Annotated in this window: 14 protein-coding genes; all 14 read left to right on the top strand. The window is 43.9% G+C overall.

Annotation, left to right across the window (positions count from 1 at the left end):
- Positions 1-3: 3 nt before the first annotated feature.
- On the top strand, positions 4-1479 hold the full coding sequence (locus tag K8U60_RS03445; RefSeq protein ID WP_223634427.1) for an MOP flippase family protein: 1476 nt from the start codon (positions 4-6) through the stop codon (positions 1477-1479).
- 254 nt (positions 1480-1733) lie between these two features.
- The gene (gene fcl / locus K8U60_RS03440) at positions 1734-2684 is read left to right on the top strand and encodes a GDP-L-fucose synthase (RefSeq protein ID WP_223634425.1); all 951 of its coding nucleotides are present in this window, start codon (positions 1734-1736) and stop codon (positions 2682-2684) included.
- Positions 2685-2695: 11 nt separating this feature from the next.
- Entirely contained in the window at positions 2696-3760 is a 1065-nt protein-coding gene (gmd, locus tag K8U60_RS03435; RefSeq protein WP_223634423.1) for a GDP-mannose 4,6-dehydratase, read from the top strand.
- A 39-nt stretch (positions 3761-3799) separates the two neighbouring features.
- Positions 3800-4771, top strand: coding sequence for a glycosyltransferase family 2 protein (locus tag K8U60_RS03430; RefSeq protein WP_223634421.1), 972 nt, complete (start codon positions 3800-3802; stop codon positions 4769-4771).
- A gap of 71 nt (positions 4772-4842) precedes the next feature.
- Positions 4843-6219: a hypothetical protein gene (locus tag K8U60_RS03425; RefSeq protein ID WP_223634419.1), complete on the top strand. Its 1377-nt coding sequence runs from the start codon at positions 4843-4845 to the stop codon at positions 6217-6219.
- A gap of 79 nt (positions 6220-6298) precedes the next feature.
- On the top strand, positions 6299-7408 hold the full coding sequence (locus K8U60_RS03420; protein WP_223634417.1) for a glycosyltransferase family 4 protein: 1110 nt from the start codon (positions 6299-6301) through the stop codon (positions 7406-7408).
- A gap of 49 nt (positions 7409-7457) precedes the next feature.
- Positions 7458-8750, top strand: coding sequence for a glycosyltransferase family 4 protein (locus K8U60_RS03415; RefSeq protein ID WP_223634415.1), 1293 nt, complete (start codon positions 7458-7460; stop codon positions 8748-8750).
- Positions 8751-9194: 444 nt separating this feature from the next.
- Positions 9195-10580, top strand: coding sequence for a sugar phosphate nucleotidyltransferase (locus K8U60_RS03410; RefSeq protein ID WP_223634413.1), 1386 nt, complete (start codon positions 9195-9197; stop codon positions 10578-10580).
- 64 nt (positions 10581-10644) lie between these two features.
- A complete protein-coding gene (gene manA, locus K8U60_RS03405; RefSeq protein WP_223634411.1) occupies positions 10645-11598 on the top strand; it encodes a mannose-6-phosphate isomerase, class I in 954 nt (317 codons plus the stop codon).
- Positions 11599-11869: 271 nt separating this feature from the next.
- Entirely contained in the window at positions 11870-12760 is an 891-nt protein-coding gene (gene galU, locus K8U60_RS03400) for a UTP--glucose-1-phosphate uridylyltransferase GalU (RefSeq protein ID WP_223634408.1), read from the top strand.
- Positions 12761-12775: 15 nt separating this feature from the next.
- Complete coding sequence (locus tag K8U60_RS03395) at positions 12776-14101, top strand: UDP-glucose dehydrogenase family protein (protein ID WP_223634405.1); 1326 nt, start codon at positions 12776-12778, stop codon at positions 14099-14101.
- Between the two features lie 19 nt (positions 14102-14120).
- The gene (locus K8U60_RS03390; RefSeq protein ID WP_223634402.1) at positions 14121-14834 is read left to right on the top strand and encodes a sugar transferase; all 714 of its coding nucleotides are present in this window, start codon (positions 14121-14123) and stop codon (positions 14832-14834) included.
- Between the two features lie 276 nt (positions 14835-15110).
- Complete coding sequence (locus K8U60_RS03385; RefSeq protein ID WP_223634399.1) at positions 15111-15836, top strand: YveK family protein; 726 nt, start codon at positions 15111-15113, stop codon at positions 15834-15836.
- A 4-nt stretch (positions 15837-15840) separates the two neighbouring features.
- Positions 15841-16545: a CpsD/CapB family tyrosine-protein kinase gene (locus K8U60_RS03380; protein ID WP_223634396.1), complete on the top strand. Its 705-nt coding sequence runs from the start codon at positions 15841-15843 to the stop codon at positions 16543-16545.
- The last annotated feature ends 48 nt before the right edge of the window (positions 16546-16593 follow it).

Below are 16593 nucleotides of genomic sequence, written 5' to 3'. Positions count from 1 at the left end.
CCTATGGCATCTTTGAAAAATCAAGCAGTGAGCAGTGTGAAACTCACTTCAATATCAATGCTCGTTACCAGCATCCTGCAGATCGGCCAATTGCTGATTTTGGGCAGGGTTCTGGGACCAGCAGTTTTTGGGCTGATCGCCATGGTACAGATCGTCATCCAGTTTTCGCAGCTGTTCCTGGAAATGGGCATCACGGACGCCATCATCCAAAAAGAGAAAATCACCAAACTTGAGCTCTCCAGCCTGTACTGGTTTTCTATTTTCGTCGGAGTGGTGTTGTTTCTTATTCTTTTGGGGGCTGCTCCTGTGATTGCGCTGTTGTTTGATGAAGCCAGTCTGACACCGATGATTCAAGTGGTCGGCATCAGCTTTCTGATCCTGCCGTTCGGGCTGCAGTTTCAGACACTCGCCACGAAAAAGTTGGAATTCGCCCAAATCACTAAAAATGAAATTCTGGCGACGACAATCGGTGTGCTGTTGACCATTTACCTGGCAGCCTTCACGGATCTCGGTGCCTGGTCGCTTGTATATGGACATATCGCCATGTCGCTGTTCAGAAGTGTTCCCTGGGTAATCGGCGGCTACCGGAATCCGGAAACCAGACCGCAGCTCGTTTTCTCATGGAGAGCCATTAAAGGCTTCGTATCATTTGGCATGTACCGGCTTGGCTCCACGAGCATCAATTATTTCACCACGAAAATTGATCAAGTGATCATTGGGATCACTTTGGGCTCTGTGGCGCTCGGCTATTACAGTATGGCTATGAATCTTATTATGCAGCCGGTCCAAAAACTGAATTCCATGATCAACCGGGTAGCTTTTCCGGTATTCTCGAAAATCCAGCTGGACAGTGCCAAATTGCGCAGAGCATATCTGCTGATCACCAACATGCTGACCAGCTTCAACGCACCGCTGCTCGCGGGAGTAATTGTACTGGCTCCGTATGCTGTGCCGCTTATGCTGGGGACGGATTGGTCGGAGAGCATCATCATCATCCAAATCCTCTGTCTCTATGGTTTGTTCAAGGCATTGGGGAATCCAAGCGGCAGCTTATTCATTGCTGTCGGGAAGGTGAGATGGAGCTTCTACTGGCAATTGGTTCAACTGGCTATCATTCCGGTCGTCGTTTTTCTGGCCAGTTTATCGGGGGAAATCGTCGTCGTAGCATTAGCGGTCGGACTCTTGAGGATGGTACTTTTCTATGTCAGCTATTTTGTACGGATCCGCCATATCATCGGAAACAGTTTAGGTGAATTGACGTTATCGATCGCCAAGCCGATGATCCACTCAGCGATCATGTTGGCTCCTTTGTATATCATCAATGCCCAGTTAACAGGGGTTGGACCAGTTGGAATCATTGTCATCGACACCAGTATCGGCATGTTAGTTTACGGGGTGCTGATGATTCTGAACCAACGGGAACTGGTAGCGGAAATGAAAGGTTTTTTTCAAAAAAGAACAGCAGTTAAAGAAGGATAAAGTGATGCAGAAAAGTTGGGTTTAAACGGGGGATACCTCAGAATCACATTAATTATCGAATAATCAAAATAATATGAAATATTTAGACTATTCTATGGTAGAATGGAAAAATAAAATCGGATAATAAGCATATAGTCTTGGGTACATTGACGATTTTTCGGTTTTATATTTATCTTATCTGTACATGGGCATGAAAAAGACACCAGCATCCATGGATTTATACATGGCAGACGCTGAAAAAAGGTGGGGTATTTATGAAGTTGGATTCAAAAATTTACGTTGCTGGCCATCGCGGGCTGGTAGGATCGGCAATTATGAGGAATTTACAGGAAAACGGTTATACGGACCTTGTATTTCGGACCAGTAAACAGCTTGACCTGACGATGCGGGATCAGGTGGATGCGTTTTTTGAACAAGAGCAGCCAGATTATGTGTTTCTGGCAGCTGCTAAAGTGGGGGGGATCGTGGCGAACAACGATTACCCGGCAGATTTCATCCGGGACAATTTGATGATTCAGACAAATGTCATTGACGCCGCTCACCAGTACAACGTCAAAAAATTGCTGTTCCTGGGGAGTACATGCATCTATCCAAAATTGGCGGCGCAGCCAATGAGAGAGGATTCCTTATTGACGGGCGAACTCGAGCCAACAAACGAAGCTTACGCAATTGCAAAAATTGCCGGCATTAAAATGTGCCAGGCCTATAACCGGCAGCATGGAACGAATTTCATTTCCATCATGCCGACCAATTTATATGGGCCACACGATAATTTCGATTTAAACAGTTCACATGTTCTGCCGGCATTGATCCGGAAATTCCATGAAGCTAAATTGAACAATGCGCCTACTGTGGAGGTTTGGGGTACTGGAACGCCGAAGCGTGAATTTCTGTACTCCGATGATTTGGCGGATGCCGCGATTTATTTGATGAACACATACAGTGGAAGTGATTTGGTCAATATTGGGATGGGCAGAGATATTTCCATCAAAGAGTTGGCTGAGAAAATCGGGAAAACGATTGGGTATGATGGGGAAATCGTCTTCAACACGTCAAAACCTGATGGAGCTCCCCGTAAATTGGTCGATGTCAGCCGTCTGAAAAGCCTCGGCTGGGAAGCGAAGATCCCATTGGATGACGGATTGAAAATGGCCTATACATGGTTTGTGGAACACATAGAGAACAATACATTGTTGACGAATTGAGGGGGAAGGTTATGAAGAAGGCATTGATTACTGGCGTTAACGGACAGGACGGTTCGTTTCTATCGGATTTCTTATTGGAAAAAGGCTACGAAGTGCACGGCATCATTCGCCGAAGTTCGAGCTTCAATACCGGGCGTATTGAGCATCTGTATATTGAGGAATTAAAGTCGAGCGAGAATTTCTATATCCATTATGGGGATATGACCGATACCTCTAATATCATCCGCTTGATCAGCGAAATCAAACCGGATGAAATCTATAATCTGGCGGCGATGTCCCATGTGAAGGTATCGTTCGAGACTCCTGAATATACAGCGGATGTGGATGGCATCGGAACTTTGCGCATTCTGGAAGCGGTCCGTATTCTGGGATTGGAGAAAAAGACGCGCATTTACCAGGCATCCACATCGGAACTTTATGGCAAAGTCCAGGAAGTTCCGCAAAGGGAGACAACGCCATTCTATCCGCGTTCGCCTTATGGCGTAGCAAAATTATACGGTTACTGGATTACGAAAAACTACCGTGAATCCTATGATATGTTTGCGGTCAACGGCATCCTGTTCAACCACGAATCAGAGCGCCGCGGAGAAACTTTCGTCACGCGTAAAATTACGATGGCGGTCGCACGAATCGCCAATGGCAAGCAGGATAAAATTCTCTTGGGGAATTTGGATGCCAAGCGGGATTGGGGATATGCCAAAGATTACGTGGAGTGCATGTGGCTGATTCTGCAGCATGAAACACCGGAGGATTTCGTCATTGCGACTGGGGAGATGCATACTGTCCGCGAATTTGCGACATTGGCTTTCAAACATGCCGGAATCGAAGTGGAATGGCAAGGTGAGGGGATTGACGAAAAAGGCATCAATGCGAAAACGGGGGAAGTCGTGGTGGAAGTGAATCCAGAATTTTTCCGCTTGGCAGAAGTCGAGCAATTATTAGGCGATCCTACAAAAGCGAAAAATCTGCTTGGATGGAATCCTACTTCCACTTCGTTTGAAGAACTTGTACAAATAATGGTTGCGCATGATTGTCATCTATTGAAAGAAGAAAAGAGCGCCATCACTGAGTATTAATCAAAGCGGGTTCCTTATTGGGTGGGGGGATAAAATCTTATGGTGACCTTAAATGATAAAGTCAGCGTTATTATTCCGACGTATAATCGATCGGAGTTGCTGAAAAAAGCAGTGGAAAGTCTGAAAAACCAAAGTCATCAAAACTTCGAAATCATCATCATCGATGACTTTTCGACAGATGATACGGCGACAGTCGTCAAAGAAATGGAAGATGATCGGATCATCTATCTCAAGCATGACATCAATAAAGGCGGTTCGGAAGCCAGAAATACCGGAATCAAACGGGCTACGGGGAATTTTATCGGCTTTTTGGATTCGGATGACCAATGGCTTCCGCAAAAGTTGGAAAAGCAGCTCGGGCGATTCGAAGAACAGCCCGACGTGGGAGTGGTCTATACGGGAGTGCAGGTGGTCAATGAAAACAATCAGCCTACCCGTAAAATCGTTCCTGAATACCGGGGCGACATACTGCCGAAACTGTTCGAGTCCAATTGCATCGACACGACATCATCCGTATTGGTGAGAAAAGAAGTGTTGGACCAGGTGCAAGGTTTTGATGCCGGGTTGCCAAGTTGCCAGGATTGGGATTTGTACATACGGCTGGCGCAAGTGACGAAATTCGATTTTGTCAAAGATAATATGGTGTTGTTTTATCACCATAGTGGGGAACGTATTACCACCAATAAAAAATCAGTGCTCAATGGACATCTGAGTATTTTTGAAAAGTACAAAGCCCTGGCGGTAAAGCAACAGAAATCGACTTTTCACCGTTTTGTTCTAACGATTTGGAAAGTCGTTTTCCGGACTGGGATTATCGGGCAAAACAAAGAAACGATTCGATTATCCAGAAAAGTGCTTACGGAAGGCTTTAGGGATGATCGGCTGTCAGTGAAGTTTGTGTTCTATTACCTATGCACTTTTTTGAATAGGAGGGCATTATTATACCTCTATACACAGTCCAAAAAAAATAACAGGAAATCCCACCTGTTATCTGTGACTACCCCATCCTGAAATTGGAAGTCGCCGGTTAGGCAAGCTTTTGCTTGTCGGGGGAAGGAAATTATAAATAAAGGAATGAGACGATGGAAAAGCATATTGAGGCCGATGATCGATTTGAAAAAGTCCTGTATATCATCGTCAATTTATTAACTGGGATTTCAGTAATCTATTATTTACTTCGGGCGGGCCAGATTTTCAATACCGAAGATCCATGGAACCTATTCATTTTAATTATTTTTTCCTTTAAATTCATTATGGACCTCTACATCTTTAAGGTGGGTTTTGCCGCTTTTTCACTGGTGCTGCTATTTTTGCCGGTCATCAGTATACTGGGCTTCGGTCCGATCGGAGAAGTTCAGCCCTTATTCAATGATCGCACGCACCTGATTGAAAAGCATTTCTATACCTTAGCATTCGGCGCATTGTTTTTCTATTACGTCTGGTCGACTTTGCTGTGGATGACCAATAAAACCTATCGAAATTATGATGCTAAAATTTTGGTTTTCTATTCAGGGACGGTTCAAAGTTTATTGGCCACTTGGTTTTTCAGTGCTTTAGCGATTGTCTCTTCCATTATCTATTTGCCGGATCTTCCGGGAAAATCCTATCATGACCTGTCCCCGAGCCTATTGCCTGGAAACGCTTGGAACTCGGTGGTCGTCATTTCTTATTTCTTCGTGCTGATGGGTGTCAAAAACAGTGCAATTCGAAAATTTGCGCTCTTGTTTGTACCTTTCTGGCTCCTGTCCCATTATGCCAGAGTTGATATTTTAGGTCTGCTGTTGATTTTGTATCTGCTTTTGACCGCTTCAAAAGGAGCAGGTGTCATCAAGTCGAAATTTTCGTTTAGAAATGTCGCATTGATTGCTGTTGGACTATTGCTATTTTCGTATTTAGGGTTGGTTCGGCATTCGGGGTTGGTCTTTAATGTAGAGGCAATTTTGGACTCCGTATCCATTCTCGTCAACTACCCCACAGTCCAGGATCTTGTCTATTCCACAGCTGCTGCGATGGAAGTGACGCACTCCTACGGCAATTACTACACGCTCATCGACTATATACCGCAGCTGATTCCATCTTTCTTTGGGATAGAGTCCCAAAGCCCGGAAGCGGCGCATCTCGTTGCATCGCTTATCCATACTAATTATGGATTGTTCGTCTATGGTGAATATTATTTGAACTTCGAAATCATCGGGCTGATAGTGGCTCCGTTTGTGACCTATGCGGTCCTATTTGTCCCTGCTTACTTGTTGAAGAAATTCTTCGGCAATTTGGGGATTGCCCTCGGTTATTATTGGATCGTTTTGACCATTGCCAGGGTGTTCTGGTACGGCTATATCTATTACATCAAGCCGTTGGTCATCATCATGCCGATTTTCATCATCCTCTATCTTGTCATTGCATCTTTTGAAAAAGAGTTAGTGGACAAGCCGGCATTGAAATCCACTGATCCCCATTGACGGGACAGTTCACATAAGTGCTTGCTCCTTGCCAGGAAAGTTCTTGGGCAAGACGTCAATTAATGAGAGGTGAGTCCGCGTGGCTGGAACAAAAAAAGGCAATTTGATTTTTGTCGGGCCTTTGCCTCCTCCTATATTAGGAGAAAGCATCGCTCTTCAATCCTTATATAAATCAGAGAAACTTCACCAGCGGTACAAGGTGAAGAAAATCAATTTGAGCCGAAAGGATTTTGAACATCCCGGTGCTCTTTCTTTCGATAAACTTTTTACGGATTCCTTTGCCATTCTTTACTCCGGATTCCTGTCGTTGGCTATGAAAAATCCGATTTTGTACATTTCCATCTCCCAGACAAAAATGGGGCTGTTGCGGGATTGCATGATGATTCAAGCCTGTAAAGTGCTGGGACGCGGCAAAGTGGTCACTCATTTGCATGGCAATAATCTTGGTGGAACCATTGACGCAACTTCTGGAATCGCGCAGAAATTCATCGTCAATGCCTTAAGGAAAATCGATGTCGGCATTGTGCTGGGCGGAAAACTAGCTCCCAATTACCGTGGTCATGTGAAACGCGTGGAAGTGGTATCCAATGGCATACCTGCAGATTTCATTCTCAAGAGTGAAGTAGGTCAAGGCAAGAAAAAAAGGGGGATTTCCCTTCTGTATTTGAGCAACTTGATGTTTGAAAAAGGCTACGTGGAGCTGATCAAAGCAACTACTGCGCTGATTCAGGAAGGGCACGATCTCCGTCTTGATCTGGTTGGTGGCATCCAAAATGAAAGTGAATTCCAGGAAGTGAAGCGTTACATTGCAGTGAATGAAGTGGATCAGCGCATCCAATACCATGGCCTTAAACAGGGAGAAGAGAAAAAACGTTTTTTCCTGGAATCGGATATGATGGCGCTGCCGACCAAATACAAGGTCGAAGGCCAACCGATGTCCATTATTGAAGGGATGGCCGCAGGTCTGCCGATTATTTCCTCTGACCGGGGAATTATCGCGGAGTTGATCAAAGACTGCGGTGTCGTCATCGATCCCACAGTGGAAGGCGTCAAAGAGGCCATTAAAAACTTGGTGATCGATGATGCCGAACGTATGCGCCTGGGAAGAATGAGTCGGGAAACGTTCGAAGAGTATTATACGGAGGATAAATATACTGATTCTTTGATAGCCATTTTCGACGAACTTTAAAAGGAAATGGCGCATTTTTCTGCGCCTTTTCCGGGAAAGGAAGGCTCATATGCTACGCAAAAAAAAGATTACGTTTGTCATAAACTACTTTTATCCAGATCTTGCGGCGACCAGCCAGTTAATGACTGAACTGACTGGGCGCCTTCAAAATGATTTCGATATTACAGTCATTGCAGCACAGCCGGGATATGCCGGTGAAAACTACAACGGCAAGAAGCTTTTTGAAGAAGGTTATTTGGAAAGCATCAAAGTGGTTCGGATCAAACTGCCTGAGGTGGATAAAAACTCCAAAGTCAGCCGGATTAAATACATCTCGTCTTATTTTATATTGGCGAATATCGCGTTGTTGAAAGAAAAAGGGACGGATGTCATTTTTACGATTTCCCAGCCGCCAGTATTGGGCGGATTGATCGGAACTATCGGCAAGCTACTGAAACGTTCACGGCATATCTACAGCGTCCATGACTTTAATCCTGAACAAGCGCAGGCTGTGGCATATACAAATAATCAGGCCGTCTTCAAGATCGCTAAAGCTGTCGACAAACTAAATTGCAGCTACGCCGACCAGGTATTGCTGGTTGGCGAAGACATGGCTGAAACTTTAAAGGGGCGTTATGTGGATAAAAAAGTGCCGAGCCACACCGTCATCAGCAATTGGACAGATGAGCATGCCATTGTTCCGCTTGAAAAAGATGAACCCGCCATCCGTGAATTTCTGGAAACTCATGGGCTTCAGGACAAGTTCATCGTTATGTATTCAGGAAATCTAGGGCTCTATTACGACTTGGAAAACTTGATTCAAGTGTCTAAGGAATTTGCTGACCAGCCTGACATTGTCTTCCTGTTTATTGGGGAAGGTGCGGTCAAGCAGCGGATCGAGGCATATGCAGAAGAAAACAATCTGGAGAACGTTATGTTCCTTCCGTATCAGCCAAAAGAATTTCTTAAGTATTCCTTGAATGCTGCGGATGTTCATTTGGTCGTCAACCAAAAAGGCATCAAAGGCGTTTCTGTGCCGAGTAAAATCTATGGTGTCATGGCGGCCGGCAAACCAGTTCTCGGTGTCCTCGAGCAGGGCAGTGAAGTACAGCGTTTGATTTTTGAGAGTGGAGCGGGAGTGGTCATCGAACCTCAAGATTATCGGGGCGTTGTCCATGCGATCAATTACTTGCGGACTTTGGATCCGGAGGAACTGAAAGCGATGGGTTTGAAAGGGCGTGCTTATCTCGAAGAGAATTTGACAAGAGATACCTCCATCAACAAATACCGAGATGTGCTGCAGTCGGTTGCCGGCAGCACGCCGCAGCTGGAGACAAGCTATCAGGCTGAGAGCCGCCCGTAAAGTAATTTCATAGAAAAACAGAACGCTTCCGTGGAATCAATTGATTCCATGGAAGCGTTTTTTTGTGCGCGAATTTTCTAGTAAACTTTCAAAAGAAAATAGGAGAAGCAACTCTAAAAGCGTCAGAAATGATTTGTCTTTAATTTCTGAAAAATAAGAATAATAAAATAACTAATAACCCTTGATTTAATCCTTTAAGGGATATAGAATAGGTAAATATATCTGATATTTCTAATTAATTAGAAAATAATATTGAATTATTAGGTATTTATATATATAATACGGTTATACCTTTCTCAATTAATATGAAAATATGATTACTTAATTTTTATAACAGATATAAATTACCTATATGATTTGTATGTATTTACTCTGTTTTTAAAAATGGTGAGCATAAGTAACTAATGTTCGATTAGAGCAGCAGATAGAGAAGGAGGGCTTACGATGAGATTAGTATTATTATCTGGTGGATCAGGGAAACGCCTATGGCCGCTTTCCAATGACGCACGATCAAAGCAATTTCTAAAAGTATTGAGTGATGAGGATGGCAATAAAGTTTCCATGGTTCAGCGAGTCTGGAAACAGATTGAAGAAACAGGGATGGCTGAGAATTCCATCATTGCCACCAGTGGTTCACAGGTGGATATGATTAAATCGCAATTGGGACAGGATGTGCATGTGGTCACTGAGCCGGAAAGGAGAGATACATTCCCGGCTATTGCACTGGCTGCAGTATATCTTTATTCTGTTCAGAAATGCGGATTGGATGAAGTGGTGGGCATGTTGCCGGTGGATCCTTACGTTGAGAACCGGTTTTTCGGACGTGTGCAGGATTTGGAGAATGCTTTGATTGACTCAGGAGCCGATTTGGCTTTGATGGGCGTTAAACCAACTTATCCTTCTGCGAAATATGGTTATATTATTCCAGACAATAAATCGGGTGATGCATATTTGACAGTTGATTATTTCAAAGAGAAGCCAACGGAACAGCAGGCGGAAGAATTGATTAATCAAAATGCTCTGTGGAATTGCGGGGTCTTTGCTTTCAGGTTGGGCTACATCATCGACCTCTTGAAGGAAAGAGGGATGCCGGTCGAATATTCCCAGTTGCTGAGAAACTACCATCGCATGCCTAAAAATAGCTTCGATTATGAAGTGGTCGAGCGCGCATCGCATATCATCTCCTTGCCATACGACGGATATTGGAAGGATTTAGGGACTTGGAATACACTGACAGAAGAAATGGCGGTTCAAGTAACTGGGAAAGGGATTATCGGTAAGGGTGTGGAAAATTCCCATATCGTCAATGAACTTGGTATTCCGATAACTTTGCTCGGTTTGGATAATGTGGTCGTGGCGGCGAGCCCGGATGGGATTTTGGTGACGGATAAGGATGCCAGCACGAAAGTGAAGGAGTATGTCGAAGGTTTCAATAGCCGACCGATGTACGAAGAGCGCAGATGGGGCTGGTACCGAGTGTTGGAATATACGCGATACGCAGAAGGAAATGAGGTTCTGATCAAACGCCTTGGTATAAATGCTGGTAAAAATCTCAGCTATCAGATGCATTACAAACGCAGTGAAGTTTGGACCATTGTCAAAGGGGAAGGGATCTTTGTTTTCAATGATCAATTGAGTCATGTCAGAACGGGTGACGTCATCCATATTCCGCTGGGAGCGAAGCACACCTTGAAAGCGACGACCAATATGGAAATCATCGAAGTTCAAACCGGCAGTGAGTTGATCGAAGAAGACATTTACCGCACTTCAAATGAATGGGATGAAATCGAAGCAATCTGCAAAGTCAGATTGAACGCTCGACACGGATAAGATGACGGAAAATAAGATGTGTCTGAAATAACAGATTGTCATTTCTAAGGTGGGAGGGAAGTTCATGTACAGGGAGCCCGTTTTTTTAAAGCCGGTTTTTCAAGAACGAATTTGGGGAGGAGGAAAACTTCAGGAATTATTTGATTACGATATTCCTTCTCAAACGACAGGGGAAGCGTGGGTCATCTCCGCGCATGAAAATGGACCGTCCATCGTCATGAATGGTGAACTGCGGGGGAAAAGCTTATTGGAGGTTTGGCGGAATTATCCTCAACTATTCGGTTCTGAATCAACCGACAGCGATTTTCCGTTGCTGGTGAAGATTCTGGATGCGAATGATCAGTTGTCAGTCCAAGTGCATCCGGATGACCGTTACGCTAAAGAGCTTGCGCACAAACCGTACGGCAAGACAGAGTGTTGGTATATTCTGGATTGTGAAGAAGACGCTGAAATCATTATCGGACACCAAGCGCAGTCGCGTGAAGAATTTCAGCAGCTGGTAAGCGAGGGGCAATGGCAAAAGTTGTTCCAAAGTATAAAAGTGAAAAAAGGTGATTTTGTTTATGTTCCGAGCGGGACACTGCATTCCATCGGAAAAGGCATTGTGATTTTGGAAACCCAGCAAAGCTCTGATATTACATTCCGGCTTTACGATTACGACCGTGTTGACCCAGAAGGCAGGAAACGTGAATTGCATTTGGAAGAGGCGATGACGGTTATGACCTGTCCACATCAGCAAGTCGCGCAGGATAATCTGAAGGAGCAGTTGAATAATCTGGAGTCAACCCGCTTGGTGGAAGGAGAGTACTTCACAGTCTACCACTGGATGCTCGGTGGAAAAGTGGAAGTGCCGTTAACGACTGGTTTCCTATTGGTCAGTGTCATTAATGGAACGGGGCAGATCGTGACGGAGGAAAGTGTGTCGTCTGTGAAAAAAGGGGATAATTTCATTGTTCCTGCGACAATCGGGAATTATTTTATTGATGGAGAATTAGAGATGATCGTTTCACATACGTAAGCAGGTTCTGAATTATCAGAATATTAAAATATATAAAAGTGGGGATTCAGTCTTTTTGGAGGAATTAAAGTAGTCATTTAAGACTATTTATTCCGTTAAATTCAAAAATTCTCAATAATTAAACTATATTTTGAGGACTATCGATGTTACAATGGGACAATATTTAACGAGTTAAGTACAAAAGAACCTTTTTTTTAATAAAAAACAGGTTTGAACCCATTAAAAGGATAGGAATCGATGACCCGAAAAAAATAAAAGGCGGGTGGATTAAATGGCAAAAAAAGTGACGAAGGCAATTATTCCGGCAGCTGGCCTGGGTACCCGATTTCTTCCAGTGACAAAAGCTATGCCGAAAGAAATGCTGCCAATTGTAGACAAACCGACCATTCAATACATTGTGGAAGAAGCGATTGCTTCAGGCATCGAAGATATCATCATTGTTACCGGTAAAGGAAAGCGGGCTATTGAAGATCATTTCGATAAGAATTTCGAGCTGGAGGACAACCTGTTCAAAAAGGGCAAGTTCGAACTTCTGGAAAAGGTACAGCATACCTCTAATGTGGAAATCCATTATATCCGCCAAAAAGAGCCGAAGGGTTTGGGACATGCAGTATGGAGCGCGCGCAAGTTTATCGGCAACGAACCATTTGCGGTGCTGTTGGGGGATGACATCGTAAAAGCTGAGAAACCTTGTTTAAAGCAATTGATTGACCAATACGACAAAATGCAATCATCCATAATAGGCGTTCAGCAGGTTCCCGATCATGAAACACATCGGTATGGAATCATTGACCCGAGTGCGGTTGATGGGCGCTGTTACCAGGTCAGCAATTTTGTAGAAAAGCCGAAACCCGGAACTGCTCCTTCGAATCTGGCGATTATGGGACGCTATATTCTGGATCCTGAAATTTTTGATTTCCTTGGTACTCAAAGTGCCGGAGCCGGTGGAGAAATCCAGTTGACGGATGCCATTCAAAAGCTTAATGAGATACAGAGTGTCTACGCCTACGATTTTGAAGGCAAACGCTATGATGTAGGAGAAATGCTTGGATTCTTGCGGACAACCATCGAATTCGCTTTGGACAGTCCTGAATTTGGCAAAGATGTAGAAAGCATTATAAAGGAACTGATGGCTGAAAAATCAGCTGCACAACTACTTTAATTTGGAGGCATCCGTATGAATATAGCAGTAATCGGAACTGGATATGTCGGGTTGGTAACGGGTGTGAGTTTGTCTGAAATTGGACATCAGGTAATCTGTATTGATGTCGATCAGGACAAAGTCACTAAAATGCAGCAGGGTCTCTCACCCATCTATGAGCCAGGATTAAGTGAATTGATGACAAAAAATATCCATGAACAGCGCTTAAGCTTCACTACCGTTCACCGGGAAGGGCTCCAGCGGGCAGATGTCATCTATATCGCTGTGGGGACGCCGGAAAATAAGGATGGATCTGCAGATCTATCCTATGTAGCCCAGGCAGCCAAAGACATTGCAAAAAATGTCGAGGGCAATGTCATTGTTGTCACAAAAAGCACGGTCCCCGTTGGTACAAATGACTTGATCAAAGAAATTATACAAACCCATTTAAAGCAGGGCCTGCAAGTTGAGGTCGTCTCGAATCCTGAATTCCTGAAAGAAGGCTCCGCAATCCATGATTCGTTTCATGGAGACCGGATTGTCATCGGTGCTGAAAGCGAACATGCCTTTCGTGTGATTGAACAGATCAACGAGCCATTCGGGATACCCATCTTTAAAACGGATATCAAAAGTGCTGAGATGATTAAGTATGCGTCCAATGCGTTTTTAGCGACTAAAATCAGCTTTATCAATGAAATTTCCAATATTTGCGAATTACTAGGTGCCAATATAGAGAATGTATCAACAGGCATGGGACTCGATCAACGAATCGGCAGCCAGTTTCTGAAAGCGGGAATCGGCTACGGTGGATCTTGTTTTCCAAAAGACACAAAAGCCTTGATACAAATTGCGGGGAATGTTAAATATGAGTTTGAATTGCTGAAAGGCGTGGTCAATGTCAATAAAAAACAGCAAGGGATATTGATCGGCAAATTGAACAGCTGTCTTCCTGATATTTCCGGTAAAAAAATTGCTGTGTTGGGCCTTGCTTTTAAACCGAATACAGATGATATGCGGGAATCCGCTTCTATACTGGTTACCGAAGAATTGATCAAGCAGGGAGCAGATGTTATTGCTTATGATCCGGTTGCGATGAACAATGCAAAATCCATGCTGAATCCACTGGTTCGTTATGCTGACTCTATTGATGAAGCGATAGAAGGAAGTGATGCTGCGTTGATCTTAACCGATTGGGATGAAATCAAGAATGTTGAGCTGACAGTGTTCAGTAAAATGGCGAAACCACTTGTTATTGACGGAAGAAATTGTTTCACGTTAGAAGCGATGGAAAACAATGGGGTCGAATATCATTCAATCGGCAGGCCTGCTGCAGCCAAATTGATTGAGGCAACGTCCATTTGATCAATAATAGGAATTTTAGATGAAAGTGGTGATTCAAATGTCAGTGTCCGCTCCTGAAAAAGAAAAGATGAATATCAATACAAGGTACAGCGAAATGGTGTTTGAAAGCGTAAAAACCAATACCAGCAATGGTTATTTGTATACGAAACGCTTTCTGGATATCGCCGGTTCGTTAGTGGGGCTGATTCTGTTAATTCCGCTGTTCCTGATTGTCGGCCTGATGATTAAAATGGAGGATCCTCAGGGTCCAGTATTCTTCAAGCAGAAACGAGTCGGCAAACATGGCAGATCCTTTGATATGTATAAGTTCCGATCCATGGTCTGCAATGCGGAAGATCTGAAAGCCTCTTTGCTGCAGCAGAATGAAGCATCAGGACCGGTGTTCAAAATCAAAAGCGACCCAAGGATTACAAAAATTGGGAAGTTCATCAGAAAAACAAGCATCGATGAATTGCCTCAATTGGTCAATGTGCTAAAGGGGGACATGAGCATAGTCGGACCAAGACCCGCTTTGCCTGACGAAGTGGCCCAGTACACGAATTATGAAAAGCAGCGAATCAGCGTAACTCCAGGATTAACTTGTTTTTGGCAAGTTAACGGAAGAAGCAATATCAGTTTTCAGGAATGGGTCGAGATGGATTTGGATTACATCCGCAATCGAAATACAATGATGGACATTAAACTGATATTCAAAACGATTCTGGTGCTGTTCGGTTCAAAAGACGCCTATTGAAGGAAAGTGAGAAATCGGTAAGATAGATCGGTTGTGACTTGATCATTCATTGGTTGATCCATGGGCATTCGGCACATGGAACTTATATATATTGATCGCCAATGACAGTGGGCTATAGGCTCAAAACATGGGACATCAATCACTCAAATTGATGTCCCATAGCTGAGTGGATAGAGAAATGTAAGCTAGATCAATCGCAGAAAATAATCAATTTCCGATTAGGTGCGGCCGCTTAAAGACGGTAATGCATATTTAATTGAAAGGAGGGATGGCGAAATGATAGAAACCATCAGCCTACGTGAAGTTTATCTTATTTTAAAAAATCGGATTCGCTTGATCCTGGCTATTACTATCGCATTCATGATCATCACGGCATTGATATCGTATTACCTGATTACGCCCATCTATCAAACATCTGCACAACTTCTGATCAGTCAGCAGCAGAATGAAGCGGGGCTGAACACGCAAAGTATAGAAACCGATTTGCAATTGGTCGGTACATACAGCGAAATCATAACGAGTCCGGTGATACTTGAACAAGTAATCAGCCGAATGGGCTTGGATATGTCTTATGAAGAGTTGCAGAATAAAGTGACCGTCGAATTTGCGGAAAGCTCACAGCTGCTCAATATCATAGCAGAGGATGTAGACCCTGCAGTAGCTGTTGAAATCGCAAACCAAACCGCGCAAATTTTCGAAGTGGAAATTATGGAATTGATGAACGTCGACAATGTTTCAATTTTGTCACCGGCTGTAGTTATGGAAAATCAAACACCGGTATCGCCAAATCCTCCACTGAATATTTTGCTGGGCGCAATTGTCGGTCTTCTGATCGGTGCAGCCATCGCAATGATTTTGCAGTATCTGGATACGACACTCAGAGGCGAAAAGGACATTCAGGATGTTTTGGGGATTCCTGTACTAGGTGCAATCTCACCAATGAACGAAGAAGAAGACATTCCGGCCAATGAGCCGATTGCCTTTAAACGCAGGGAGGCATAAGTGGATGGTTAAAAAGAAGAGTAAACCTGAAGTGAAAAACAGGAAATTGATCGCATTCACCAATCCAAGATCGCGTGTATCGGAACAGTTCAGAACTTTGCGGACGAATATCCACTTTTCTTCTCCTGATGGAGATATCCGGTCGCTGGCCATCACCTCCGCTTCTCACTCGGAAGGCAAGTCGACCACCGCTTCGAATTTAGCGATTGTGTTTGCCCAGGAAGGTAAACGTGTTCTGTTCATCGATGCGGATATGAGAAAACCCACGATGCATCATACGTTCAAAATTACTAATACACGTGGGTTATCCAATGTATTGGCCCGTCAAATTGCTTTGAAAGTGGCAATCCAATCCGCTGAAATTGAAAATCTCGATCTTTTGCCCTGCGGACCCATTCCGCCAAATCCGGCAGAACTGCTGAGCTCCCATAACATGGACATTCTTTTTGAGCAGGCGTTGGATGTTTATGATTTACTGATCTTTGATACGCCTCCGGTTTTATCTGTCGCCGATAGCGTGATTTTAGCAAACAAATGCGAAGGTACCATTCTAGTGGTAGATTCGGGCAGGACAGAAAAAGAGCACGCAATCAAAGCGAAAGAAGCGATTAACGCTTCCACTAAAGCCCGATTGCTTGGAGCGGTGATCAATAATGTCAACGTGCAAAAAGATGCGGCTTATGCACAGTATTATGGAGCGGAAGGCTAATAGAATTTGACAAGTGAATAAAAAAGTTCAATCAGCTTTCTGATTGAA

It is taken from the genome of Planococcus circulans, from assembly GCF_020023385.1.
Classification (GTDB): domain Bacteria; phylum Bacillota; class Bacilli; order Bacillales_A; family Planococcaceae; genus Planococcus.
This window is presented reverse-complemented; position numbering and strand designations above follow the sequence as displayed.